This is a genomic window from Isoptericola sp. Y541 (genome assembly GCF_059445465.1).
Genome location: NZ_JCAIUJ010000004.1, coordinates 289,244 through 311,791, shown reverse-complemented (window position 1 = coordinate 311,791; position 22,548 = coordinate 289,244). Strand labels below are relative to the sequence as shown.

28 protein-coding genes and 3 tRNA genes are annotated in these 22,548 nt (G+C 73.5%); 19 read left to right on the top strand and 12 right to left on the bottom strand.

Going from position 1 to position 22,548, the window contains the following annotated elements:
• Positions 1 to 44: 44 nt before the first annotated feature.
• Positions 45 to 911 (top strand): PhzF family phenazine biosynthesis protein, encoded by an 867-nt coding sequence (locus AC1C2V_RS11640; RefSeq protein ID WP_495389771.1) that lies wholly within the window; start codon positions 45 to 47, stop codon positions 909 to 911.
• Here AC1C2V_RS11640 and AC1C2V_RS11635 read toward each other — a convergent pair.
• Positions 901 to 1,644, bottom strand: coding sequence for a hypothetical protein (locus tag AC1C2V_RS11635; RefSeq protein ID WP_495389770.1), 744 nt, complete (start codon positions 1,642 to 1,644; stop codon positions 901 to 903). The two genes, AC1C2V_RS11640 and AC1C2V_RS11635, sit on opposite strands and share 11 nt — an antisense overlap.
• 188 nt (positions 1,645 to 1,832) lie before the next feature.
• Positions 1,833 to 2,777: a GlxA family transcriptional regulator gene (locus AC1C2V_RS11630; RefSeq protein ID WP_495389769.1), complete on the bottom strand. Its 945-nt coding sequence runs from the start codon at positions 2,775 to 2,777 to the stop codon at positions 1,833 to 1,835.
• A 70-nt stretch (positions 2,778 to 2,847) separates the two neighbouring features.
• Here AC1C2V_RS11630 and AC1C2V_RS11625 point away from each other — a divergent pair, with 70 nt between their 5' ends.
• The gene (locus tag AC1C2V_RS11625) at positions 2,848 to 3,885 is read left to right on the top strand and encodes a saccharopine dehydrogenase family protein (protein ID WP_495389768.1); all 1,038 of its coding nucleotides are present in this window, start codon (positions 2,848 to 2,850) and stop codon (positions 3,883 to 3,885) included.
• On the opposite strand, the gene AC1C2V_RS11620 is transcribed toward AC1C2V_RS11625, so the two are convergent.
• Positions 3,851 to 5,041 (bottom strand): heparan-alpha-glucosaminide N-acetyltransferase domain-containing protein, encoded by a 1,191-nt coding sequence (locus AC1C2V_RS11620; RefSeq protein ID WP_495389767.1) that lies wholly within the window; start codon positions 5,039 to 5,041, stop codon positions 3,851 to 3,853. The two genes, AC1C2V_RS11625 and AC1C2V_RS11620, sit on opposite strands and share 35 nt — an antisense overlap.
• A 90-nt stretch (positions 5,042 to 5,131) precedes the next feature.
• Here AC1C2V_RS11620 and AC1C2V_RS11615 point away from each other — a divergent pair, with 90 nt between their 5' ends.
• Genes AC1C2V_RS11615 through AC1C2V_RS11590 form a run of 6 tightly spaced genes read left to right on the top strand, consistent with a single transcriptional unit; the run spans position 5,132 to position 8,809 of the window.
• On the top strand, positions 5,132 to 6,043 hold the full coding sequence (locus AC1C2V_RS11615; RefSeq protein WP_495389766.1) for a methyltransferase domain-containing protein: 912 nt from the start codon (positions 5,132 to 5,134) through the stop codon (positions 6,041 to 6,043).
• Between the two features lie 23 nt (positions 6,044 to 6,066).
• Complete coding sequence (locus tag AC1C2V_RS11610; RefSeq protein ID WP_495389765.1) at positions 6,067 to 6,321, top strand: hypothetical protein; 255 nt, start codon at positions 6,067 to 6,069, stop codon at positions 6,319 to 6,321.
• Positions 6,322 to 6,328: 7 nt separating this feature from the next.
• Positions 6,329 to 6,709, top strand: coding sequence for a type II toxin-antitoxin system VapC family toxin (locus AC1C2V_RS11605; RefSeq protein WP_495389764.1), 381 nt, complete (start codon positions 6,329 to 6,331; stop codon positions 6,707 to 6,709).
• A gap of 21 nt (positions 6,710 to 6,730) precedes the next feature.
• Entirely contained in the window at positions 6,731 to 7,513 is a 783-nt protein-coding gene (locus AC1C2V_RS11600; RefSeq protein WP_495389763.1) for a fumarylacetoacetate hydrolase family protein, read from the top strand.
• Between the two features lies 1 nt (position 7,514).
• Positions 7,515 to 8,096 carry an NUDIX hydrolase gene (locus AC1C2V_RS11595; protein WP_495389762.1) on the top strand — a complete coding sequence of 194 codons (582 nt, stop codon included), beginning with the start codon at positions 7,515 to 7,517 and terminating at the stop codon, positions 8,094 to 8,096.
• A gap of 47 nt (positions 8,097 to 8,143) precedes the next feature.
• Positions 8,144 to 8,809: a nitroreductase gene (locus tag AC1C2V_RS11590; RefSeq protein WP_495389761.1), complete on the top strand. Its 666-nt coding sequence runs from the start codon at positions 8,144 to 8,146 to the stop codon at positions 8,807 to 8,809.
• 16 nt (positions 8,810 to 8,825) lie between these two features.
• On the opposite strand, the gene AC1C2V_RS11585 is transcribed toward AC1C2V_RS11590, so the two are convergent.
• Positions 8,826 to 9,551 (bottom strand): flavin reductase family protein, encoded by a 726-nt coding sequence (locus AC1C2V_RS11585; RefSeq protein ID WP_495389760.1) that lies wholly within the window; start codon positions 9,549 to 9,551, stop codon positions 8,826 to 8,828.
• Between the two features lie 102 nt (positions 9,552 to 9,653).
• On the opposite strand from AC1C2V_RS11585, the gene gltX reads away from it, so the two are divergent.
• From gltX to AC1C2V_RS11570, 3 genes are read left to right on the top strand one after another with little or no spacing between them, the layout of a single operon-like run.
• Positions 9,654 to 11,081 carry a glutamate--tRNA ligase gene (gltX, locus tag AC1C2V_RS11580; RefSeq protein ID WP_495389759.1) on the top strand — a complete coding sequence of 476 codons (1,428 nt, stop codon included), beginning with the start codon at positions 9,654 to 9,656 and terminating at the stop codon, positions 11,079 to 11,081.
• 14 nt (positions 11,082 to 11,095) lie between these two features.
• Positions 11,096 to 11,446, top strand: a complete 351-nt coding sequence (locus AC1C2V_RS11575) for a hypothetical protein (RefSeq protein WP_495389758.1) — start codon at positions 11,096 to 11,098, stop codon at positions 11,444 to 11,446.
• The gene (locus AC1C2V_RS11570; protein WP_495389757.1) at positions 11,443 to 11,679 is read left to right on the top strand and encodes an HAD family hydrolase; all 237 of its coding nucleotides are present in this window, start codon (positions 11,443 to 11,445) and stop codon (positions 11,677 to 11,679) included. Before AC1C2V_RS11575 ends, AC1C2V_RS11570 begins: the two co-directional genes overlap by 4 nt.
• A gap of 87 nt (positions 11,680 to 11,766) precedes the next feature.
• Here the strand turns inward: AC1C2V_RS11570 and AC1C2V_RS11565 are convergent, their stop codons facing one another.
• Complete coding sequence (locus AC1C2V_RS11565; RefSeq protein WP_495389756.1) at positions 11,767 to 12,885, bottom strand: YeiH family protein; 1,119 nt, start codon at positions 12,883 to 12,885, stop codon at positions 11,767 to 11,769.
• A gap of 70 nt (positions 12,886 to 12,955) precedes the next feature.
• Between AC1C2V_RS11565 and AC1C2V_RS11560 the strand changes: the two genes are divergently transcribed.
• The gene (locus AC1C2V_RS11560; protein WP_495389755.1) at positions 12,956 to 13,864 is read left to right on the top strand and encodes a LysR substrate-binding domain-containing protein; all 909 of its coding nucleotides are present in this window, start codon (positions 12,956 to 12,958) and stop codon (positions 13,862 to 13,864) included.
• Positions 13,865 to 13,912: 48 nt separating this feature from the next.
• Here AC1C2V_RS11560 and AC1C2V_RS11555 read toward each other — a convergent pair whose 3' ends face one another.
• Positions 13,913 to 14,152 (bottom strand): hypothetical protein, encoded by a 240-nt coding sequence (locus AC1C2V_RS11555; protein WP_495389754.1) that lies wholly within the window; start codon positions 14,150 to 14,152, stop codon positions 13,913 to 13,915.
• Positions 14,153 to 14,259: 107 nt separating this feature from the next.
• Here AC1C2V_RS11555 and AC1C2V_RS11550 point away from each other — a divergent pair.
• From AC1C2V_RS11550 to AC1C2V_RS11540, 3 genes are all read left to right on the top strand, one after another.
• A tRNA-Gln gene (locus AC1C2V_RS11550) sits at positions 14,260 to 14,331 on the top strand.
• Between the two features lie 102 nt (positions 14,332 to 14,433).
• Positions 14,434 to 14,506: transfer RNA gene (locus AC1C2V_RS11545), tRNA-Glu, on the top strand.
• Positions 14,507 to 14,577: 71 nt separating this feature from the next.
• Positions 14,578 to 14,650 (top strand) — tRNA-Glu (locus AC1C2V_RS11540).
• Between the two features lie 80 nt (positions 14,651 to 14,730).
• On the opposite strand, the gene AC1C2V_RS11535 is transcribed toward AC1C2V_RS11540, so the two are convergent.
• The 3 genes from AC1C2V_RS11535 to AC1C2V_RS11525 all read right to left on the bottom strand — a co-directional run bounded on the left by AC1C2V_RS11535 (position 14,731) and on the right by AC1C2V_RS11525 (position 16,589).
• A complete protein-coding gene (locus AC1C2V_RS11535; RefSeq protein WP_495389753.1) occupies positions 14,731 to 15,528 on the bottom strand; it encodes a PH domain-containing protein in 798 nt (265 codons plus the stop codon).
• Between the two features lie 21 nt (positions 15,529 to 15,549).
• Positions 15,550 to 15,717, bottom strand: a complete 168-nt coding sequence (locus tag AC1C2V_RS11530; protein ID WP_495389752.1) for a hypothetical protein — start codon at positions 15,715 to 15,717, stop codon at positions 15,550 to 15,552.
• A 152-nt stretch (positions 15,718 to 15,869) separates the two neighbouring features.
• On the bottom strand, positions 15,870 to 16,589 hold the full coding sequence (locus AC1C2V_RS11525) for an IclR family transcriptional regulator (RefSeq protein ID WP_495389751.1): 720 nt from the start codon (positions 16,587 to 16,589) through the stop codon (positions 15,870 to 15,872).
• Between the two features lie 152 nt (positions 16,590 to 16,741).
• On the opposite strand from AC1C2V_RS11525, the gene leuC reads away from it, so the two are divergent.
• Both leuC and leuD read left to right on the top strand, forming a co-directional pair.
• On the top strand, positions 16,742 to 18,217 hold the full coding sequence (leuC, locus tag AC1C2V_RS11520) for a 3-isopropylmalate dehydratase large subunit (RefSeq protein WP_495389833.1): 1,476 nt from the start codon (positions 16,742 to 16,744) through the stop codon (positions 18,215 to 18,217).
• Between the two features lie 28 nt (positions 18,218 to 18,245).
• A complete protein-coding gene (gene leuD, locus AC1C2V_RS11515; protein ID WP_495389750.1) occupies positions 18,246 to 18,884 on the top strand; it encodes a 3-isopropylmalate dehydratase small subunit in 639 nt (212 codons plus the stop codon).
• A gap of 51 nt (positions 18,885 to 18,935) precedes the next feature.
• Here leuD and AC1C2V_RS11510 read toward each other — a convergent pair whose 3' ends face one another.
• Positions 18,936 to 19,640: an SDR family oxidoreductase gene (locus AC1C2V_RS11510; protein WP_495389749.1), complete on the bottom strand. Its 705-nt coding sequence runs from the start codon at positions 19,638 to 19,640 to the stop codon at positions 18,936 to 18,938.
• Between the two features lie 78 nt (positions 19,641 to 19,718).
• Between AC1C2V_RS11510 and AC1C2V_RS11505 the strand changes: the two genes are divergently transcribed.
• Positions 19,719 to 20,096, top strand: coding sequence for a winged helix-turn-helix transcriptional regulator (locus tag AC1C2V_RS11505; RefSeq protein ID WP_495389748.1), 378 nt, complete (start codon positions 19,719 to 19,721; stop codon positions 20,094 to 20,096).
• A gap of 63 nt (positions 20,097 to 20,159) precedes the next feature.
• Here the strand turns inward: AC1C2V_RS11505 and AC1C2V_RS11500 are convergent, their stop codons facing one another.
• Both AC1C2V_RS11500 and AC1C2V_RS11495 read right to left on the bottom strand, forming a co-directional pair.
• Positions 20,160 to 21,035 (bottom strand): LLM class flavin-dependent oxidoreductase, encoded by an 876-nt coding sequence (locus AC1C2V_RS11500; protein ID WP_495389747.1) that lies wholly within the window; start codon positions 21,033 to 21,035, stop codon positions 20,160 to 20,162.
• An 87-nt stretch (positions 21,036 to 21,122) separates the two neighbouring features.
• Positions 21,123 to 21,563, bottom strand: coding sequence for an Lrp/AsnC family transcriptional regulator (locus tag AC1C2V_RS11495; protein WP_495389746.1), 441 nt, complete (start codon positions 21,561 to 21,563; stop codon positions 21,123 to 21,125).
• A gap of 64 nt (positions 21,564 to 21,627) precedes the next feature.
• Here AC1C2V_RS11495 and AC1C2V_RS11490 point away from each other — a divergent pair, with 64 nt between their 5' ends.
• Positions 21,628 to 22,545, top strand: a complete 918-nt coding sequence (locus AC1C2V_RS11490; protein WP_495389745.1) for an SMP-30/gluconolactonase/LRE family protein — start codon at positions 21,628 to 21,630, stop codon at positions 22,543 to 22,545.
• The last annotated feature ends 3 nt before the right edge of the window (positions 22,546 to 22,548 follow it).

The following is a 22,548-nucleotide window of genomic DNA, read 5'->3' as shown; positions in this document are numbered from 1 at the left end:
GGACGGTCGCCCCGGCGGCCCGCGCGGCCACTACGGTGTGGCGCGTGCCGCACACGCATCCCTTCCGCCATCCGTTCCGTCAGGTCGACGTCTTCGCCACCGGCCCGCTCACGGGCAACCCCGTGGCCGTGGTGCACGACGCCGACGACCTCGCCGACGAGCAGATGGCCGCCTTCGCGCGCTGGACCAACCTGTCGGAGACGACGTTCCTGCTCGCCCCGACGGACACGCCCGACGGACGCGCCGCCGACTACCGCGTGCGGATCTGGACGCCGGGCGGTGAGCTGCCGTTCGCGGGCCACCCGACGCTCGGCACGGCCCACGCCTGGCTCGAGGCCGGCGGCGTGCCGCGCAGCGCCGGGCAGGTGGTGCAGGAGTGCGGGGTCGGGCTCGTGACCGTCCGGCGCGACGGTGACCGGCTCGCCTTCGCGGCGCCCCCGCTGCTCCGGTCCGGCCCGGTCACTCCGGAGGACCTCGCACGGATCGCCAGGGCGCTTCGGGTCACCACGGCCGACGTCGTGGCCGCCGAGTGGATCGACAACGGCCCGGGATGGGTCGGGGTACGGCTGCGTGACGCCGACGCGGTGCTCGCCATCGAGCCGGACCCGAGCGCGCTCGGCGACCTCAAAATCGGCGTCGTCGGGTCGTGGCCGCAGGGCGCGGACGTCGCCGTCGAGGTCCGGGCGTTCTACGGCGAACGGGGAAGCGTCGTCGAGGACCCGGTGACTGGCAGCCTCAACGCCGGGCTGGGCCAGTGGCTCGCGGGGGACGTGCTGCCCGCGTCGTACGTCGCCTCGCAGGGCACCGCGCTCGGCCGCCGCGGGCGGGTGTACGTGCGCCGGGACGACGACGGCGCGGTGTGGGTCGCAGGCGCCGCGGTCACGGCCATCGCGGGCACCGTCACCCTGTAGTCGCGATCCAGACGCGCAGCGACCCGACCGCCTCGAAGCCGTGCGGCAGCGCGGCCTCGAGGTCCTCGCCGCTCTCGTAGCCCACCACCGGGACGCCGGGAAAAGCGCGGGACACGGCGTCCAGCACTCCGGGCCAGGCAGTCCCGCCTGCCCCGGGGACGGCGAAGACGTTCGAGAGCCCGACGACGCCGTCCGTGCGCGTCGCGACCGCCCCTGCGACGACCTCGCCCGTCCCGGTGCGGCCGGCGAGGACCGTCGTGCCCGGATCTGCCAGGAGCCCCGGGCGGAAGGTCCCGGCGTACCCCGCGCCGTCGTCCCAGGCGCCCGCCCACGCGTGCAGCGTGGCGGCGTCACGAACAGCGGCCCAGGTGATGTCGGGCGTCGCGGCCTCGGGCGCGGTCGCGGCCGGCCGATGGATCCAGCTCGCCTCGAACGCGACCTCGAACGCGACCTCGAACCGGGTGCCCGGCGCGGTCGGGGTGAGGTCGAGGTCGGCGAAGCTGTCCTTGACGGAGGCGCCTGGCGACCGGGTGTCGATCCGGGCGAGCAGTGCGCCCGCGTCGGCCCCCGGCACGAGGGTGACGGCGTCCGGGTACAGACCCGGCGTGCGGGTGGGGCTCGCCCACGCCTGTGGCCCCGCCTTCCCGGCGCACCCGTGCGTGCGGCTCACGGTGGCGCACCACGCGGCGTTGTTCCGCGCGGCGGCCAGGACCAGGTCTTCAGTAGTCGTCACGCCCGCGATCATGCCGACCGACGACCTGTCCCGTCCACGGGGCGTCCAGGCGGCGGTCAGCGTTCCGGGTAGCGCCCGCGGGCCCTGCCCGACGGCGACGTGGTGGACGGCATCGAGGCGTACGCCTCGGCTTCGACGCGGTGACCCGGCGCGGCCGATCGCCCGGGGAGCCTGGCCCTGCCGATGGATCAGGCGCCCCGGAACGTCGCCCGGTAGGCCGTGGGGGTGACGCCCACCGCGCGGTGGAAGTGGCGCCGGAGCGTGGCGGCGGTACCCAGGCCGGAGCTGACAGCGACCTGCTCCACGGAGGCGTCGGTGCGCTCGAGGAGCTCCTGGGCCCGCGCGAGGCGCTGCTGGTGCAGCCAGTCCAGCGGCCCGGTCCCGAGCTCCGCGTGCATCCGGCGGGCGAGCTGGCGGGTGCTGAGCCCGGCGCGCCCGGCGAGGTCGCGCACGGTCAGCGGGCGGTCGAGCCGGGCGCGGGCCCACCCGAGGGCCGGCTCGAGCCCGGCGCCTGCCCGCGGCTCCGCCGGCGCGGTGATGAACTGCGCCTGGCCGCCGCTGCGGTGGGACGGGACGACGAGCCGTCGCGCGAGTCCGTTGGCGGCCGTGGCGCCGAGGTCGCGGCGCACGAGGTGCAGGCAGAGGTCGAGCGCGGCGGTCTTGCCGGCGGAGGTGAGCACGTCGCCGTCGTCCGTGTAGAGGACGTCCGCGCGCACGTCGACCCGCGGGTAGCGGCGGGCGAGGTCGTCGGCGTGCATCCAGTGCGTGGTCACGGTGCGGCCGTCCAGGAGCCCGGCGGCCGCCAGCACGAAGGCGCCGGTGCACAACGACGCGATCGCGACGCCCCGGCCGTGCGCCTCGCGGAGCGCGTCGACCAGGCGCTGGTCCGGGTCGGCGTCGGGGTCGTCGGTGGAGGGGACGACGACGCGGTCGACGCGGGACAGCTCGGAGTACGGGGCGCTCGGCGCGCCCGGCAGCCACGGGTGGGTCTCGCCATCGGGGGTGCAGACCACGAAGTCGTACCAGGCGCCGCGTGGCGCGAGCTCGGGGCGGTCGACCCCGAGGATCTCCGCCGCGATCGCCACCTCGTACAGCATCGCCGAGCCGTGCAGGGCGAGGGCGATTCGGGGCATGTCCGAAACCGTACGCACGATGTCGTTCAGGACGCTCGTCGCCGGCCGGCGCGGCGACCAGGATCGAGCCATGCAGGCAACTCAGCGAGTGATGGTCTACGGCGCGGCGGGGCACACGGGGGGCTTCGTCGTCGACGAGCTGGTGGCGCGCGGGCTGACGCCCGTGCTCGCCGGGCGCAGCGGCGCCCGGCTCGCGGCCGCCGCTGCCCGCCACCCCGACCTCGAGCGGCGGGTGGTCGGCGTGGACGACCCCGAGCTCCTGCAGCGCGCTCTCGAGGGCGTGGGGGTGGTGGTGAACTGCGCCGGACCGTTCCTGGACACCGCCCTGCCGCTGGCTCGCGCGGCCGTGGCCGCCGGGGCGCACTACCTGGACGTCACCGCCGAGCAGCCGTCGGTGCAGCAGGTCTACAGGGAGCTCGACACCCCCGCCCGCGCCGCCGGCGTGGCCGTCGTGCCCGCCATGGCCTTCTACGGCGGGCTGGCCGACCTGCTCGTCACCGCCGCGCTCGACGGCGAGCCCGGCGCGGACGCCGTCGAGGTCGCCGTCGGGCTCGACCACTGGTGGCCTACCGCCGGGACCCGCGTCACGGGGGAGCGGAACACCGCGACCCGGCTGGTGGTCCGCGACGGCGCCCTGGTGCCGCTCGCGAACCCGGCGCCGACCGGCACGTGGTCGTTCCCGGCGCCCCTGGGCCAGCAGCCGGTCGTGCAGCTGCCGTTCTCGGAGGTCGTGACCATCACGCGTCACCTCGAGGTCGGGGAGCTCACCTCGTACCTGAGCTCTGCCTCCCTCGACGAGCTGCGGGACGAGTCGACACCGTCGCCGTCCGCGGCCGACGAGGACGGCCGGTCGGCGCAGCGGTTCGTCGTGGACGTCGCCGTGCGACGCGGCACCGCCACGCGCCGCCTCAGCGCCGCGGGCCGGGACATCTACGCCGTCTCCGCCCCGGTCGTCGTGGAGGGCGTGGTGCGGCTCCTGGACGGGCGGTTCCGCGCCTCCGGCGCCGTCGCGCCGGGAGAGACCTTCGACGCGGCCGACGTGCTCGCCGCTCTGGCGGAGCACGCCGCCGGGTTCACGATCGATCGGGAGGCGGAGCGGGCGGCGTGAGGTCGGCGGCGCGGTCGGCGACCCGCCCCATCAGCCGTTCGAGCGGCCCCCGACCGAGCAGGAACCGCCACGCCGTCGCCGCGACCAGCGTGACCGCCACCAGGACGACCAGCGGGCCGTTGCTCGTGGCCCCCAGCAGGTCCCACCGCCAGATCGCGACGATCTGCAGCGAGTAGACGGTCAGTGCCATCGACCCCACCGCGGCGAGCGGCGCGAGCACCCACCGGCCGACCCGCCCGACGTGCAGGCACAGCCCCACCACGGCGACCGCGAACCCGCCCGAGGCGAGCGCCTCGAAGGTCGTGTCGTCGTGCGGGCCTGCCAGGAGCAGGCCCGCCGCATCCGGCCAGGCGTCGTCCCAGGCGAAGGCAGCCCCGGTGACGGACGATGCGGCGTCGCGCTGCGCCACGATCGCCTCCTGGCCGCCGGCGGCCCCGACGAGCCACCCCGAGAGCAGCGAGAACACCGACCAGGCGGCAAGCCCGCCGACGAGCAGCCCGGTGCGCAGCCGCGGCGAGCGCAGGTCGCACCGGCCGATCGCCATCCCGGCCAGCGCGTATGCCATCCAGACGATCGCCGGGTAGTGCCCGGTCAGCACGAAGTCCGTCACGGCGCCCGACCCGTCGCGCGGCAGGCGCAGGCCAGCCCGCGCGAGCACCTCCGGCCCCCAGTACGCGAGCACCGGGCCGACGAGGGCGACGGCCACGGCCAGCACCGCGAGCCGGCGCGGGCCCCACCGCAGGAAGGGCAGTGCGAGCACGAAGTAGCACGCGTAGAAGCCGAGGATCAGCAGCACGCGGGTGCCCAGCAGGTCGAGCAGCGCGACCAGCGCGAGCAGCAGCACGGCGCGCACGAGCAGGCGGGTGCGGGCCCGGCGCAGCGGGTCGCCGTCCAGGGGCTGTGGGCCGCCCGAGACGATGGCCACGGAGATGCCCGCCACGAGGGCGAACAGGATGGACGAGCGGCCGTGCGACAGGTCGAGCAGCCACCACGCCGGGCCGGCCTCCGGCGTCGTCAGCCCGACGTGCGCGGTGAACATGCCCAGCACCGCGATCCCGCGGGCCACGTCGATGCCGGGCACCCGCCCGGGGCCGCCGCCCAGCCGGTTCAGCCCCGCGCGCAGGCGCGGCGTCGTCGTGCCGGTGGCCGCGCCCATGGCGTGATGATGCCACCGCGCGTGGCGCGCGTCGTCCCGCAGCGTGAGAACCCCGCGGCCAGGAGGCCAGGTGGTCACTACGGTAGGACCATGAGCGACCTGCGCACGGAGCCCGGCCCCGAGGAGACCCCTGAACCGGCCGGTGCCGACCTCAACGACGCGATCGAGGCGCCGAGCACGCACCACACCGTGCCGAGCAAGGAGTCCGAGTCGTACACGCACGGGCACCACGAGTCCGTGCTGCGCTCGCACCGCAGCCGCACCGCCCAGAACTCGGCGGGCTTCCTGGTGCCCCACCTGCGCGACGACATGTCCCTGCTGGACGTCGGCTGCGGGCCGGGCACGGTGACCGCCGACCTGGGCCGGATCATCGCCGGCGGCGAGGTGGTGGGAGTCGACGCGAGCTCCAAGGTGCTCGAGGCGGCCCGCGAGCACGCCGGGGCCCTCGGCTACGGCAACGTGCGGTTCGAGCAGGCGAACGCCTACGAGCTGCCGTTCGCCGACGACGCGTTCGACGTGGTGTACGCCCACCAGCTGTTGCAGCACCTGTCCGACCCGGTCGCGGCGCTGCGCGAGATGAAGCGCGTCGCCAAGCCGGGTGGGCTCGTCGCGGTGCGCGACGCCGACTACGCGGCGATGGCCTGGTACCCCGAGTCCCCGGGCCTCACCGAGTGGAACGAGCTGTACCACGAGGTCACGCACGCCTACGGCTTCGAGCCCGATGCTGGCCGGCGCCTCATGTCGTGGGTGCAGCAGGCCGGGCTGGACGGGATCGTGCCGTCCGCGTCGTCCTGGTGCTACGCGACGCCGACCGACCGGCAGTGGTGGGGCGAGCTGTGGGCGGAGCGCTGCGTCGAGTCCAACTTCGCCGGCCAGGCCAAGGACGCCGGCCTGGCGGACGACGTCGCGCTCGAGCAGATCGCGCAGGACTGGCAGGCCTGGGCGCAGGCGCCCGACGGCTGGTTCGCCATCCTGCACGGCGAGGTGCTCGCCCGCGCCTGACGGGTGGGATGTAGGCTTACATCATGAGCCACCGCACGCAGATCACGCTCGAGGACGCGCAGTACGCGCGGCTCCTCGCGGAGTCGCGGGCGTCCGGGCTCGGTCTCGCCGAGCTGGTGCGGCGGGCGGTCGACAAGGTCTACGGAGCGGCCGACACCGACGAGTTCCTGCGTGCGCTCGAGGAGAGCTTCGGCACATGGGACGGCGAGGACGTCGACGGCGCGAGGTACGTCGACGTCGCGCGAGGTGCTCGCCACGACCGGATCGCCGACTGGTGACGGCGGCGTGACGGTTCTCGTCGACACCTCGGTGTTCATCGACCATCTGCGCGGCAGGGTCGAGGCGCGAGACGTTCTCGCGACGGCACGCCGTGACGGCCATCAGATCGTGGCGTCGGTCCTGACACGGGCGGAGCTGCTGGGTGGGATGCGTTCGCCGGAGAAGGCACGGACGCGCGCCCTGTTCCTCGCCGTGGGCTGGATCGACGTCGACCGGGAGATCGCCGACCGCGCCGGCGAGCTGGCGCGGCGGTACCGGCGGTCGCACTCCGGGATCGACCTGGTCGACTACGTCATCGCGGCCACAGCCGAGCTGGCCGCCGCGGAACTGCTCACCTGCAACGTCAAGCACTTCCCCATGGTCGCGGGGCTTGCGGCACCGTACTGAGCGGGTCGGTACCCTGGGCGCGTGCGCATCGCGAGATTCACCACCGGAGACGACCCCCGCTTCGCCATCGTCCAGCACGAGGGCGACCGCACCTTCCTCGCCGTCCTGGGCGGTGACCCGCTCTCGATGACGGCGCTGCCGACGGGCGAGCGGATCGAGCTGGGCGACGGCGTCCGGCTGCTGGCCCCGGTGATCCCGCGGTCCAAGATCGTGGCGGTCGGCAAGAACTACGCCGACCACGCCAAGGAGATGGGCGGCGAGGTGCCGGCCACGCCGCTGCTGTTCTTCAAGCCGAACACCGCCGTCGTCGGGCCCGACGACCCGGTCGTGCTGCCCGAGTTCACGCGCGAGGTCAGCTACGAGGCCGAGCTCGCCGTCGTGATCTCCAAGGTGTGCAAGGACGTGGAGCCGGAGAGCTGGCGCTCCTACGTGCTCGGCTACACCGTGGCCAACGACGTCACCGCGCGCGACGCGCAGCGCACCGACGGGCAGTGGGCGCGAGCCAAGGGCTTCGACACCTCCTGCCCGCTGGGCCCGTGGATCGACACCGACCTGAACCCCGATGACGTCGGCGTGCGTTCGCGCGTCAACGGCGAGCTCAAGCAGGACGGCCGCACGTCGGACATGGTCTTCGACGTGCCGTTCCTCGTGTCGTACATCAGCAAGGCGATGACGCTGCTCCCCGGGGACGTCATCCTCACCGGCACGCCGGCGGGGGTGGGCCGGATCGACCACGGCGACCGCGTCGAGTGCGAGGTCGAGGGCATCGGCGTCCTGTCCAACCCCGTCTTCCGTCGCGACTGAGGTGCCGGGCTTGACCGCCGACGCCCTGGCGGTGCTCCGGCAGATGCCGGCGGCGGACGCGGGGCAGCGCGCGCTGCGCGACCGGTTCGTCGCGCACCTGCGTGCGCACCCGGACGGCGTGCTGCGGACCTGCCGGCCGGACCACCTCACGGCGTCCACGATCGTGCTCTCGGCGGACGGCACACAGGTGCTGCTGACCCTGCACGCCAAGGCGCGCCGGTGGTTCCAGCTCGGCGGGCACCTCGAGCCCGGGGACCGCACGCTGCTCGGGGCGGCCCGGCGCGAGGCGGTCGAGGAGTCCGGGCTCGACCTGGACCTCGACCTGGCCTTCGACGCCTTCGACGCCTTCGACCCCGTGCCGGTGCACCTCGACGAGCACGCCGTGCCGTTCTGCGGGCCGGACGGGCAGGCGCACCACCTGGACGTGCGGTTCGTCGCCGTCGCGCCCGACGGCGCCCGGCACGCCGTCAGTGACGAGTCCCTCGACGTGCGCTGGTGGCCGGTGAACGACCTGCCGAACCCCGATCTCGCGACCGTGGTCGCGCTCGCGGTGGCACGCGTCCGGGCGACCGTCCGGCGATGACCCTGCTCGCGGCTGCGGTCCCCGACCAGGACTGAGAGGACGAACGCGTGGACGTGTACGAAGCCGTGGACAGCCGGCGGGCGGTGCGGGCGTTCAGCCCGGAGCCGGTGCCCCGCGAGGTGCTCCAGCGGGTGCTGACCGCGGCGACCCGGGCGCCGTCGAGCGGGAACCTCCAGCCGTGGCACGTCTACGTCGTGACCGGAGGGCCCCTCGCCGAGCTGAAGCGGCGCGCGACCGCCCGGGCGCTCGCGGGCGACCAGGGCGACGCGCGGGAGTACCCGATGTACCCGGACGGACTGGCCGCTCCGTACGCGGACCGGTTCGCCGCCGCGGCTGCCCAGCGGTACGCGGCACTGGGCATCGAGCGCGACGACCCGGACCGGCCCCGGAAGATCGCCGCCCTGAACTCGGGAGCGTTCGGGGCGCCGGCCGTGCTCTTCTGCTACCTCGACCGGTCGATGGGCCCGGGGCAGTGGGCCGACGCGGGGATGTACCTGCAGACCGTCATGCTGCTGCTCCGGGCGGAGGGGGTGCATAGCTGCCCCCAGGTGATGTGGACCATGTACCGCCGGACCGTGGCCGAGGTCGTCGGCGCCGACGACCGGCACGTCCTGCTCTGCGGCGTCTCGGTGGGGTTCGAGCAGGACGGCGTGCCCCCGCTGCGCACCGGGCGCGCGGGCCTCACCGAGACCGTGACCTTCGTCGGGGCGTGACCGCCCGGCCGGCGAGTCAGCGCGGCGTCGTGGTCCGGGGCTCGCGGTAGCGCTCCTCGTCGATGCCGGCCAGGCGGGAGGGGTGCACCTGGTCGCCCAGGCCGTAGAACCGCTGGAAGCTCATGACGAGCGGCCGCCACAGGTCCGGGTCGATCCGGTCCGTGTGGCCCGCGAGCCGGATCGCGGGGTCGACCCAGACGCGGGTCACCTCGGCCTCGACGGCGAGCAGCCGGGCGGCGTCCGCGGCGTCTCCCGGCCGCGCGTCGAGGGGGTGGACCGCGCGGACCACCGCCTCCAGGTGAACCGGGCACTCGGCGACGCGCTGGGGGCGCACGGTCGCCGCGTCGAGCGGGGTCAGGCCCGCGGCGCCGAACTTGTCGGGCTCGTGGACGTAGCCCGCCCGCGCCTTCCACGGCGAGATGTCGGCCCGCCCGGTCGTCAGGGCCAGCCGGTCGACGTGGGTGGCCACGGCGGGCGACGCGAGGTTCATCACCAGCTCCGGGTGCCGGCGCAGGTTGAGCGCCGTCTGGCTGCGCGCGCCGACGCCGAGCACGGCGCTGCGGCCCAGCCAGAAGACGGACGACATCGGCATGAGGTTCGTCGTGCCGTCCTCGTTCGTGGAGCTCAGCAGCACGACGGGCGTGCCGAAGTAGAGGATCGCCGGGTCGATGGTGACGTGCTGGGTGACATGCTCGGCGACGTGCCGGGTGGCGGGCTCGATGACGTGCGTGGTGCTGGTCATGCACACGACGCTAGGGCGGGGCCCGCGCGTCGTCCGGCGGGAATCGGACCTGGCGTCGGGGCCTGATGCGGGCCGTTGGCGCGGGCGAACTACGCTGGGCCCGTGATCCCCGCTGCAGGCTCTTCCGCCGTCCGTGTCCGCTTCGCCCCGTCGCCGACGGGCATGTTCCACGTGGGCGGTGCCCGCTCGGCGCTGTTCAACTGGGCGGTGGCCAAGCACCAGGGCGGCACGTTCGTGCTCCGCATCGAGGACACCGACGCGGCTCGCAACAAGCCGGAGTGGGTCGACGGCATCCTCAGCGCGCTCGCGGCCCTCGGCATGCACGCCGAGGACCCGACCTTCGAGGGCCCGTACTTCCAGTCGCAGAACGTGGCGAAGCACCGCGAGGCGTCGGCGCGCCTGTTCGAGGCGGGCCGCGCGTACTACTGCGACTGCACGCGGGACGACGTCGCTGCACGGACCGGGAACGCGCAGTCCGGGTACGACGGTTTCTGCCGCGACCGCGGCCTGGCCTACGAGCCCGGCCGGGCGCTGCGCTTCCGCACGCCCGACGAGGGCGAGACCCAGGTCGTGGACCTCATCCGCGGCAACCCGACGTTCCCGAACTCCGCGATGGAGGACTTCGTCGTCGCGCGCGGCGACGGCTCGCCCGTCTTCCTGCTCGCCAACGTCGTCGACGACCTGGACGAGGGCATCACGCACGTCATCCGCGGCGAGGAGCACCTGCCGAACACCCCCAAGCAGCAGCTGCTGTGGGAGGCGCTCGGCGCGCAGGCGCCCACGTGGGCGCACCTGCCCGTCATCGTCAACGAGAAGCGCCAGAAGCTCTCCAAGCGCCGCGACAAGGTCGCGCTCGAGGACTACCTCGCGGAGGGCTACCTGCCCGAGGCGATGGTCAACTACCTCATGCTGCTCGGCTGGGCGCCCGGCAACGACGAGGAGATCCTCCCGTTCGACGAGCTCGTCGAGCGGTTCCGCATCGAGGACGTGAACAGCGCCTCCGCATTCTTCGACGTCAAGAAGCTCGCGTCGTTCAACGGCGAGTACATCCGGGCGATGTCGGTCGAGGACTTCATCGCCGCCGTCGACCCGTGGCTGCACGCCCCGAAGGCGCCGTGGAGCGAGGAGCAGTACGACGCCGCGGCGTTCGCGAAGGTGGCGCCGCTGGCGCAGTCGCGCGTCGTGCTGCTCGCGGACATCACCGACAACGTCGACTTCCTCTTCCTCGACGCTCCCGTCGACGACGAGCGGTCGTGGTCCAAAGCCATGAAGCCCGGAGCCGCCGAGCTGCTCGTCGACGTGCGCGCGGCGCTCGCGACGCTCGAGCCGTGGGAGGCGGAGCCGCTCAAGGACACCGTCGCCGCGGTGGGGGAGCAGCACGGCCTCAAGCTGGGCAAGGCGCAGGCCCCGGTCCGGGTCGCGGTCACGGGCCGCACGATCGGGCTGCCGCTCTTCGAGTCGCTCGAGGTGCTCGGGCGCGAGCGCACGCTGGCGCGCGTGGACGCCGCCCTGGCGCGCCTCGATGGTTGAGAGCACCCCGGCGGTTGAGCACGCCTCGGTTGGTTGAGCCTGTCGAAACCCGGGTCGACGGCGTCCTGCTCGACGTCGACGACACGCTGGTCGACTCCAAGGGCGCGATCGCGAAGGCGCTCTCGACGGTCGCCGTTGGCGTACCTGCCGCACGTGCCCGTGGACCGCTATCCCGAGCTGCTCGCGCACTGGCACGCGGACCCGGCGGCCACTACAAGCGCTACACGCGCGACGAGACCGACGCACTCACGCGGCGCCGGCTGCGGGCCGACCTGCTGCACCGGACCTTCGGGGGCGAGCCCGTCACCGAGGCGTCGTTCGCCGCCTGGGGCGCGCTGTTCTGGGGCACGTTCGAGCGGTCGTGACGGCGTTCGACGACGCCCGCCCGGCCCTCGACGCGCTGCGCGCCGCCGGCGTCGCGGTGGGGGTGGTGACCAACGCGGCCACGGAGCTGCAGGAGCGCACGCTGCGCGCGTCGGGGCTCGCCGGCCTTCCGGTGCTCCTCGGCGTCGACACGCTGGGCTACGGCAAGCCGCACCCGGGCTCGCGACCCTGCCGGCGGCCCTCGGCCTCTGACCTGTCAGGGCCAGGAGCATGAATAGCGTGCCCTGACCCTGACAAGTCATGGCGCGCGCGAGTTGTCAGGGCCAGGAGCATGAATACGGTGTCTTGGTCCTGACAGGTGTCAGGGGTTGAGGACGAGCACCGCGGTCAGCGCGATCCCCGTGACGACGACGGCCCCGGCGGCGCCCAGCAGCAGCGGCCGGCGCGCGGTCCGGGCGAGGCGCGGTACGTCCACCCCGGTCCCGAGGGCGAACATCGCGGCCACGAAGAGGACCGTCGTGACCTGCGTGGCGGCGTCGACCACGCCTTCGGGCAGCAGACCGGTGCTGCGCACCAGCAGTGCGGCGAGGAAGCCCAGCACGAAGCCGGGCACGGGCGCCGGGCGGCGGGCGGCGGGCGCGTCCTCGGTGCCGTGGCTCGCCCTGGCCGCGGTGAGGGCGGAGCGCCGGGCCAGCACCGCGCCGGTCCCGGCGACGATGGGCGCAAGCAGCACGACGCGCGCCAGCTTGGTGACCGTCGCGGTGGCGAGCGCGGCGGCCGACACGGTGCCCGCCGCCGCGACGACCTGCGCCACCTCCTGCACGCTCGCCCCGATCCACAGCCCGGCCTGGTGGTCCGTGAGGTTCAGGCCGTCGGCGAGCAGCGGCAGCGCGACGATCGCGAGCGTCCCGTAGACGGTGACGAGGGCGAGCGCCGCGGCGACGTCGTCGCGGAGCCGTGCGGGCGCGGCCGTCCCCGTGCGCGGGTCGCGCTCGAGCACGCTCGTCATCGCCGAGACGGCGGCCGCCCCGCAGATCGAGAACCCGGTGGCGACGAGCAGCGCCGTGTCGCGGGGCACCCGCAGCACCCGCCCGAGCGCGAGGATCGCCGCGAACGTCCCCGCCACCGTCACGACCACCACCGCGATCCCGCGCCAGCCGAGCGCGAGGACGTCGGGGATCGAGAGCTGCAGCCCGAGCAGCACCACGCCGGCCCGCAGCACCGTGCGTGCCGTCCAGTCCGTGCCGGGGGCGACGCGCGCGGAGAACCGCGCCGCCCGGCCGCCGCGGGGTACGACGCGGCCCAGCACCGAGCCGAGCACGGCGCCCGCCAGGAGGGCCAGGACCAGCGGGGAGACGGCGCCCCCGGTCGCCGGGGCGAGCAGCCGGCTGGCGGCCAGCAGCAGCCCGGTCGCGGCGGCGGCGAGCGCGACGCCGGGCACGAGACGCGCGGTGGTGGTCGCGGGGGGAGTGGTCGTCACGCCTTCAGGCTCTCTGGCGGCGACAGGCGCCCGGAAGCGTCAGGTGCCGATCCATCCATAGACTCGCACTATGGCTGAACGTCCTCCCCTCGCGGCCCTCGAGCTGCTGGTCGCCCTCGACGCGCACGGCTCGATCAGCGCGGCCGCCCGCGCCGCGGGGGTCTCGCAGCCGACCGCGTCCGCCGGGCTGCACCGGCTCGAGCGCCGGCTCGGCCTGGAGCTCCTCGAGCGCGGCCCGCGCGGCACCGGGCTCACCGCCGTCGGGAGCCGGGTGGCCGAGGCGGCGCGCGACGTCGTGCACGCCGTGGACCGGTTCGAGGCCGCGGCGGCCGCGCTGCGCTCGGCGCCGGTGGCCGGCCTGCGCGTGGCGGCAAGCCTCACGGTCGCCGAGTACCTGGCGCCCCGCTGGCTGGCGGCGTTCGCGCGCAGGGAGCGGGAGCAGGGCGGCGCGGCCCCGGACGTGGAGCTCGTCGTGCGCAACTCCCGCGAGGTGATGGAGCTGGTGCTCGGCGGGGACGCAGTGCTCGGGTTCGTGGAGAGCCCCACGGTGCGGCGAGGGCTGCGCTCGCGGACCGTCGCGCAGGACGAGCTCGTGGCCGTCGTGGCGCCGGGGCACCCCTGGGCGCGACGGCGGTCGGTGGGCCCGGCGGAGCTCGTCACAGGCCGCCTCGTGCTGCGCGAGCCCGGCTCCGGCACCCGCGACGTGCTCGAGGAGGCGCTCGGCCAGGCGGGCGTGCGGCTGCCCGCCCGGGTCACTGCCCTGGGATCCACCGTCGCCGTCAAGACGGCTGTGCGGCACGGCGACGGCGTCACCGTGCTCTCCGCCCTGACCGTCGCGGACGACGTCGCCGCGGGGCACCTCGTGACCGTGCCGATCGCGCAGCTCGACCTGTCGCGCCGGCTGCGGGTGGTGTGGCGCGACGGGGCCGCGCTGCCCGCTCCCGCGCGCCGCCTCGCGGCGGTGGCCGGCGCGCGCTGACGGTGCTCGCTGAGGGTGCGCCGCGGGCGGAGCGCCGCGGGCGGGCCGTCAGCGGCGCGTCGCGCGGATGGCGTGCGTCACGCAGGGCCGGTCCACGTCGACGCGGCCGGCGAGCAGCGGGTGGGTGGCCACCAGGGCGTCGAAAGACGCCGCGCGGTCCGCCGACGAGTGCGGATCGGGGCCGGCGGCGGACAGCTCGGGCGAGGGCTGCGGGGCGGCGCTGGGCGGCATGCAGGAGGCTCCCATGCCACCGGCGGCGGGTGCGGCGCCGGGCGTGACGTACTGCACCCGCGCCCGTTTTGGCCAGCGGCGCCGCGTCCGGTAATGTCTTCCGACGTTGGGCCTGACGCGGGCGCGTCGCTGAATGTCGTATTTGCCCGGAAGGTTTGACCCATTGGGGTATGGTGTAATTGGCAGCACGAGTGGTTCTGGTCCACTTAGTCTAGGTTCGAGTCCTGGTACCCCAGCGCAGCGCTCGTCGCGCGTCACCCTCGGAGACGGGGGCCGGCGCGTTGGAGTTCTCACCGGCACGGCGGACCATGACGATTCATGGGGACGTCGAGTCATAGGCCCCCATCGTCTAGCGGCCTAGGACGCCGCCCTCTCACGGCGGTAACGCGGGTTCAAATCCCGCTGGGGGTACGCACGCCGTCCGCTTCCTTATATGCGGACGGCATGTCCGGCCGGGGCCGTCGTGTCCCGGTCAGGTCCTGGCCCCCATCGTCTAGCGGCCTAGGACGCCGCCCTCTCACGGCGGTAACGCGGGTTCAAATCCCGCTGGGGGTACACAGAGCAGAGGCCCGGTCCACGTGGACCGGGCCTTCGTCGTTCCCTGGGTCGCCGCGGGGCGAGGCCCGGAGGCGCGCTCAGAGGAACGGGTCGGGCACGTTGCCGCCGTCGCTGCGGGGCGGCTTGTACGACGCGCCGGGGCCGGTCGGCTCCCACGCGGCGGGCGTCGCCCCGAACGAAGGTGTCGCTTCCAGGGGGCGCGGCGCCGGCGGTGCCGGCTGCGACGGCTGCACCGCGATGGGCTGCGTCGTGGGCCGCGGGCCCTCCGGGTCCGTGCGGCCCGGGACGACGGTCGGCCCGGAGGTCGCCGGGGGGCGCGCCCCCGCCGAGGGACCGGCGCCGCCGATGTCGTCCTCGGGCATGAAGATCGTGTCGCAGAGCGTGCGGTACGTGGCGTCGGGGTGCGGCACGTACTTGATGGTGCGCAGCGCCTGGTCCTGGCCGGCGGACTCCATGTCGAAGCGGCCGTAGCCGATCATCTGACCCACTGGGCTGCGGGAGAACCCCATGTCCGTGACCTTCTTGAGCGGCATCATCGCCACCCGGTGCACGACCAGCCCGTACAGCAGCAGCAGGCGCCTGTCCGTGGCGACGAACCACTCGTAGCGCCACTCCAGCCAGAGCCACGCCAGGCGGGCGGCGACGACGAACCATGCCACCCACAGCCACTGGACGGTGCCGCGCACCTCGACCGGGGTCGTCATGACGATCGTGCCGATCAGCAGGAACGCCGCGCCGGTGGTGGCGATGGGTTCGAGCAGCCGGGCCCAGTGGCGGCGCGTCGCGACCACCACCACCTCGTTCGGCAGGACGTACCGGCGGAGGTGGCGGTGCGTGCGGATCGTCTCGCTGGGGCGGGACCTGTCGGTGACCACGTCGTGTTCCGGTGCCGTGGGTCAGTCGGTCAGGCTCGAGAAGAACTGCCCGAAGCCCGAGAACGCGCTGGAGATGAACTCCCAGATCGAGGTGACGATGTTCGCCGCACGGTCAGGGCTTGTCACGATCGCGTAGATCAGGAAGATCACGACGATCCAGATCAGCAGGGTCTTGGCCTTCGCGGGCATCAGGTCCTCACGCCTCTCGGGTCGCAGGGCAGAGTTGCCCCGTCAGCCAGGAGCGTACTGACCTGGGCCGACGCCGGACAGCACCGGGCCCGGCGCGCCGTGTCGGGCGACGCCGGGCCTGTAGTCGGCGAGGTGCCGACGGGGTGCTCGGGTCACTCACCTGCGCGGCGCAGCACCTCGGTGAGCCGGTTGGCGGCCGAGATGACGGCCGCGGAATGCAGGCGGCCCGGCTGCCGGGTGAGGCGCTCGACGGGGCCCGACACGGAGACGGACGCCACGATCCGGCCGGAGGGCCCGCGGACGGGCGCCGACACGGACGCGACGCCCAGCTCGCGCTCGGAGACCGACTGCGCCCAGCCGCGCCGGCGGACGCCGGACAGGATGGTCGCGGTGAACACGGCCTCCCGCAGCCCGCGGTGCAGGCGGTCGGGCTCCTCCCACGCCAGCAGGATCTGCGCCGCGGAGCCCGCGTGCATCGTGAGCGTGGCGCCGACGGGGATCGAGTCGCGCAGGCCGACCGGTCGCTCGGCGGCGGCCACGCAGACGCGATGGTCCCCCTGGCGGCGGTAGAGCTGGGCGCTCTCGCCGGTGTGGTCGCGCAGCGCGGTGAGCACGGGGTTGGCCGCGGCGAGAAGCCGGTCCTCGCCGGCAGCCGTCGCGAGCTCGTTGAGGCGCGGTCCGAGCACGAACCTGCCCTGCATGTCGCGCCCGACGAGCCGGTGGTGCTCGAGCGCGACGGCCAGTCGGTGGGCCGTGGGCCGGGCGAGTCCGGTCGAGGAGACCAGCTGCGCGAGGGTGGCGGGACCTGCCTCGAGCGCGCCCAGTACGGACGCGGCCTTGTCGAGTACGCCGACTCCGCTAGTATCGTCCATAGGACGATATTGACGTCTCAGCCACTGAGATTGCAAGTCGAAGACTGCATCTCACGGGATGGAACTGTCTCACGGCCGGACCGGTGGCGGTCTCGACAGGGACGCACGCAACGCACGAAGGCCGCGGGGACGCGGCGGACGAGGAGCACATGATGGCCGGCACGCTGGCAGAGAAGGTCTGGGAGGCGCACCTGGTGCGCCGTGGCAGCGACGGGGCTCCGGACCTCCTCTACATCGATCTGCACCTCGTGCACGAGGTGACGAGCCCGCAGGCGTTCGAGGGCCTGCGCCTCGCCGGTCGCCCGGTCCGTCGCCCGGATCTCACGATCGCGACCGAGGACCACAACACGCCCACGCTCGACATCGACCTGCCGATCGCGGACCTCACGAGCCGCACGCAGATCGACACGCTGCGCAACAACGCCAAGGAGTTCGGCGTCCGGATCCACTCCCTGGGCGACGCCGACCAGGGCATCGTGCACCAGGTGGGCCCGCAGCTCGGCCTGACCATGCCCGGCCTCACCGTGGTGTGCGGCGACTCGCACACGTCCACGCACGGCGCCTTCGGGGCGCTGGCCTTCGGCATCGGCACCTCCGAGGTCGAGCACGTGCTCGCCACGCAGACGCTGCCGCTCTCACCGTTCAAGACGATGGCGATCACCGTCAACGGCGAGCTGCCGCCGGGCGCTACCAGCAAGGACATCATCCTGGCGATCATCGCCAAGATCGGCACCGGCGGCGGTCAGGGCTACGTGCTCGAGTACCGCGGCGAGGCCATCCGCACGCTCTCGATGGAGGCGCGGATGACCATCTGCAACATGTCCATCGAGGCCGGCGCCCGAGCGGGCATGATCGCGCCCGACGAGACGACTTTCGACTACCTCAAGGGCCGCCCGCACGCGCCCGAGGGCGAGGACTGGGACGCCGCGGTGGAGTACTGGTCGACGCTGCGCAGCGACGACGACGCCCAGTTCGACGCGGAGGTCGTGCTCGAGGCGGCCGACCTCGAGCCCTTCGTCACCTGGGGCACCAACCCGGGCCAGGGCCTGCCGCTGTCGGCGTCGGTGCCCGTCCCGTCCGAGATCGCGGACGCGGACGAGCGCGTCGCCGCCGAGCGCGCGCTGGAGTACATGGGCCTGGAGGCGGGCCTCCCGCTGCGCGACGTGAAGGTCGACACGGTCTTCATCGGCTCGTGCACCAACGGCCGCATCGAGGACCTGCGCTCGGTGGCCAAGGTGGTCCAGGGCCGGGAGAAGGCTGAGGACGTGCGCGTGCTCGTCGTCCCGGCCTCGGCGCGCGTGCGGCTGCAGGCCGAGGCCGAGGGCCTCGACGTGATCTTCAAGGAATTCGGCGCCGAGTGGCGCAACGCCGGGTGCTCGATGTGCCTGGGCATGAACCCCGACCAGCTCGCCCCCGGTGAGCGGGCGGCGTCCACGTCGAACCGCAACTTCGAGGGCAGGCAGGGCAAGGGCGGGCGCACGCACCTGGTCTCGCCGCTCGTCGCCGCGGCCACCGCTATCCGAGGCACCCTGTCGTCGGTGTCCGACCTCGAGCTCGACACCGACGTCGACCTCACGACGTTCGACGGCAGCCCCCTGACGCCGCTGTCCGCCCCGTCGTTCGTCTGAGCACCCCGAGTTTTCGAGGAGAACCCCCATGGACAAGTTCACCACCCACACCGGCGTCGGGGTGCCGCTGCGCCGCAGCAACGTCGATACCGACCAGATCATCCCCGCCGTCTACCTCAAGCGCGTGACGCGTACGGGCTTCGAGGACGCCCTGTTCGCGGCGTGGCGCGGCGACCCGTCCTTCGTGCTCAACCAGGACGCGTACAAGGCCGGTTCCGTGCTCGTCGCGGGCCAGGACTTCGGCACCGGGTCCTCGCGCGAGCACGCCGTCTGGGCGCTCAAGGACTACGGCTTCCGGGTCGTGCTCGCCCCGCGCTTCGCGGACATCTTCCGCGGTAACTCGGGCAAGCAGGGCCTGGTGGCCGGCATCGTCGCGCAGGAGGACATCGAGATCCTCTGGAAGATCCTCGAGACGAAGCCGGGCACCGAGGTGACCGTGGACCTCGAGGCGCGCACGGCGCACGCCGACGACGTCACCGTGCCGTTCCAGATCGACGACTACACGCGCTGGCGTCTCCTGGAGGGCCTCGACGACATCGGCCTCACTCTGACGAACGAGGCTGACATCACCGCGTTCGAGACGCAGCGGGCGTCGTGGCGGCCCAAGACCCTGCCGGCCAAGCACCTGCCGAACGTCCCGATCGAGCCCGCGCGCTCCGGGGGCTGACTGCCCCTCGATGCCGTCCGGCGCGTTACATCTTGCGACGACCGGTCCCGATCAGCCGGTCTTGTGGCGGGCCCCGCCCTCGAGGTGGATCGTCTCGCCGGAGACGAAGCCCGCGCGCAGCAGCCACATCACCGTGTCGACGACGTCGTCGGGCTCGCCGTGCCGGCCGACCAGCGTTCCGGCGGCACTCTTGCTCAGCAAGGCGGCCTTGCCCGCGCCCAGCCGGTCCCAGGCGCCCGAGTCGACGACGCCGGGCGAGACGGCGTTGACCCGCACCGGGGCGAGGTCGGCGGCGAGGTGCCGGGCGAGGTACTCGACCGCCCCGTTGGTCGTCCCCTTGACCAGCGAGCCCGGCCCCGGCCGCCAGCCGACGACCCCGGAGAACAGCACGATCGACCCGTTCGGCCGCAGCACCGGCGCGAAGTGCTTGGCAACCAGCATCGGCCCGATCACCTTTGCCGAGAACGCGGCCACCAGGTTGTCGTGATCCAGCTCGACAGCCCGCACGTCGTGCGGCGCCGAACCGGTCGACACGATGTGGTCGATCCCGTCCGCGAGCCGTGCCGCCGCAGCGGCGATCGTCGCCTCGTCCTGCAGGTCGATGCGCACCGCGGTCGCGTCGATCTCGGCCGCAAGCGCCTCGGCGGCAGCCAGATCACGTGCGCCGATCACCACGTCGTACCCGTCCTTCACCGCACGCCGTGCGACTGCGGCCCCTAACGCCCGTGCACCGCCGATGACCAGGATCCGTTCCATGCCCGTCACTCCCTCTCGTAGGATCGGGATCACGGTATGGAATTGATACCGGTACCTTCAACGGAACTGGGAGCACCCATGGGCAAGGCGTACAACGTGATGGCGGCGACCTGCCCGAGCCGGACCGTGCTCCACCGGATCGGCGCGCGCTGGACCGTGTTCGTCGTCAACGCCCTGGCGGACGGCCCCCGCCGCTTCACCGACCTCAAGGCGCACATCCAGGGGATCACCCCGAAGGTCCTGACCGAGACCCTCCGCTCCCTCGAGGTCGACGGCCTGATCAGCCGGCACGAGTTCGCCGAGAACCCGCCCCGGGTCGAGTACGCCCTGACGCCGCTGGGGGGCTCCCTCCTCGTCCCGCTCCGCGCCGTGCGGGCCTGGGCCGAGCAGCACGTCCCCGACATCGAGGCCGCCCGCGCCCGGCACGCGGACCAGGCGTACGCCGACACGGTGTGAGCGGGACTCTGCGGCACGCTTCGCCCGCTCAGGCGCGTGCCCCAGGCACCCCTTGCGCGCCCGCTACAAGGCCGGTGGGCCCTGCCTTACCCGCTCGAGCAGGCGCTCGGGCGTCGCCTCGGCCGGGTCCCACCACGAGTCGATCCACCAGGTGGCGCCGGCGTCCGCCATCGCGCGTGCCTGGTCCCTCGCCTCGCCCGGGTCCGGGGAGAGCAGCCCGGACGCCACGACGTCGAACGGCACTGCGTCCTGGCCGGTGTCCGCCCCGCGCTGCTCGGCGATCCAGGCCGTCAGCTCGCGGACCGCGTCCGGCCCGGCCTCGGCCTCCTCCGGCGTCTCGCCGCGCGCCTGCACGACGATGCCGTCCCAGCGCAGCGTGCGGCGCAGGTTCTTGATCGGGGGGCGCTTCGCGTCCCAGACCCCGACCGGCCACACGGGGATGCGGCCGTGCACCGGGGGAGTGGCGAACTGGAACGGCCCGTTGCGCACGTGCTCGCCGTCGGCCTCGAACTCCTCTCCCGACCACGACCGCTCCAGCCACCCGAGCGTCTCGTCGAGGATCCCGGCACGCTCGCGCAGGGCTGTCTTCTGCCCCGGGACGGACGTGAACCCGCGGTCGTCGAGCACGCCGACGCCCACGGGCAGCACCAGGCGGCCGCCCGAGAGGTGGTCGACCGTCAGGGCGCGCTGCGCCAGCTCCCACGCCCGGTGCCGCGGCACGGCGAAGACCATGGCACCGAGCGTGATCCGCTCGGTCACCGTGGCGGCACCCGCGAGCACCGCGAACGGGTCCCACGCGGTGAGCGCCTCACCGCCCCAGTCGCCCATGCTGATCGCGTCCCAGGAGAAGAACCCGTCCCAGCCGTGCTCCTCGCACTCGCGCGCGAGGCGGACGTGCTGCGCCGAGGTGCCGAAGCTGCTGACGAATCCGAACTTCATACCGTTCCTCCGGGTGACCCAGGTGGTTGGCCGACGTCACCGATCACGCTACGCCGAGCCCTCTGACACTCCTCGGAGCGGGTGCGGTCAGATGTGGATGGGGCGCTCGAAGAACGTCTCCAGCACCACGATCGCGTCGGTCCCGGTGACGCCGTCGACGCCGAAGATCCGGCGCAGCGCCTGCTGCAGCTCTTCGGTGGACGCGGTGCGCACCTTCACGAGGACCGAGGCCGCTCCGGCGACGATGTGCGCCTCCTCGATCTCCGCGATCCGGGCCAGCGCCTCGCGCGTGGACGGTTCGCCCATCCAGGCGTTCGCGTCGACCATGACAAAGGCGAGCACGCCGCGGCCGACGGCACTGGGGTCGATCTCGATGGTCGTCCGGCGGATCACCCCGCGTTCTCGAGACTTGCGCACACGGTCGTGAGCCGCCCCGGCGGAGAGCCCCACGGCCTTGCCCAGCGCTGTGTACGGCATGCCCGCGTCCTGCTGCAGCAGCTTCAGGAGCTCCCGGTCGACGTCATCCATGGTAGGGACTATACCGATGGCACCGGCTGTACAGGAATCGGTCGCTGAGGCTAATCTCCGAACGGTGTCTACTTCTGAGGCGATTCCTACCGAGTTGGTCGCGCTGGACGAGCGGTTCGCTGGATGCGATGGCGACTTCGTCGTCCAGCGTCACTTCTCCGACGCGCGGAAGACCGAGGGCCCCGCGTACTTCGCGGGCGGGCAGTACCTCGTCTTCAGCGACATCCCAAACGACCGGCTGCTTCGCTATGACGAGACGACGGGCGCCGTTGGCGTCCTGCGGCACGGCTCCGGATACGCCAACGGGAACACCGTGGACCGCCAGGGACGCCTCGTCACCTGCGAGCAGGGCAACCGGCGCGTGACGCGTACCGAGCACGACGGCTCGGTGACGGTCCTCGCGGACAGCTACCGCGGCAAGCGGCTGAACAGCCCGAACGACGTCGTGGTGCGTGCGGACGGTTCGGTGTGGTTCACCGACCCCACCTACGGGATCACCGGGGACTACGAGGGCAATGCCGGTGAGTCGGACTTCGGCGGCGACTGCTACGTGTTCCGCATCGACCCCGTCGACGGGGAGGTCACCGTCGTCGCGGACGACTTCGTCCGGCCCAACGGGCTGGCGTTCTCGCCGGACGAGCAGCGGCTGTTCGTCGTCGACACCCGTCAGGACCCGAGCCACATCCGCGTCTTCGACGTCACGGACGACGGGCGCCTGACCGGCGGCGCGATCCACGCCACGTGCGACGCCGGCCGCTTCGACGGGATGCGCCTCGATACCGAGGGCCGGATCTGGGTCGCCGCCTGGGACGGCGTGCACTGCTTCGCTCCCGACGGCGACCTGATCGGCAAGCTGCTCCTGCCCGAGTCGGTAGCGAACCTCACCTTCGGCGGGCACAAGCGGAATCACCTCTACATCACGGCGGGCACCTCGCTGTACTCGCTGCGGGTCACCTTCAACGGTGCCGCGTACCCCCGCTGACCA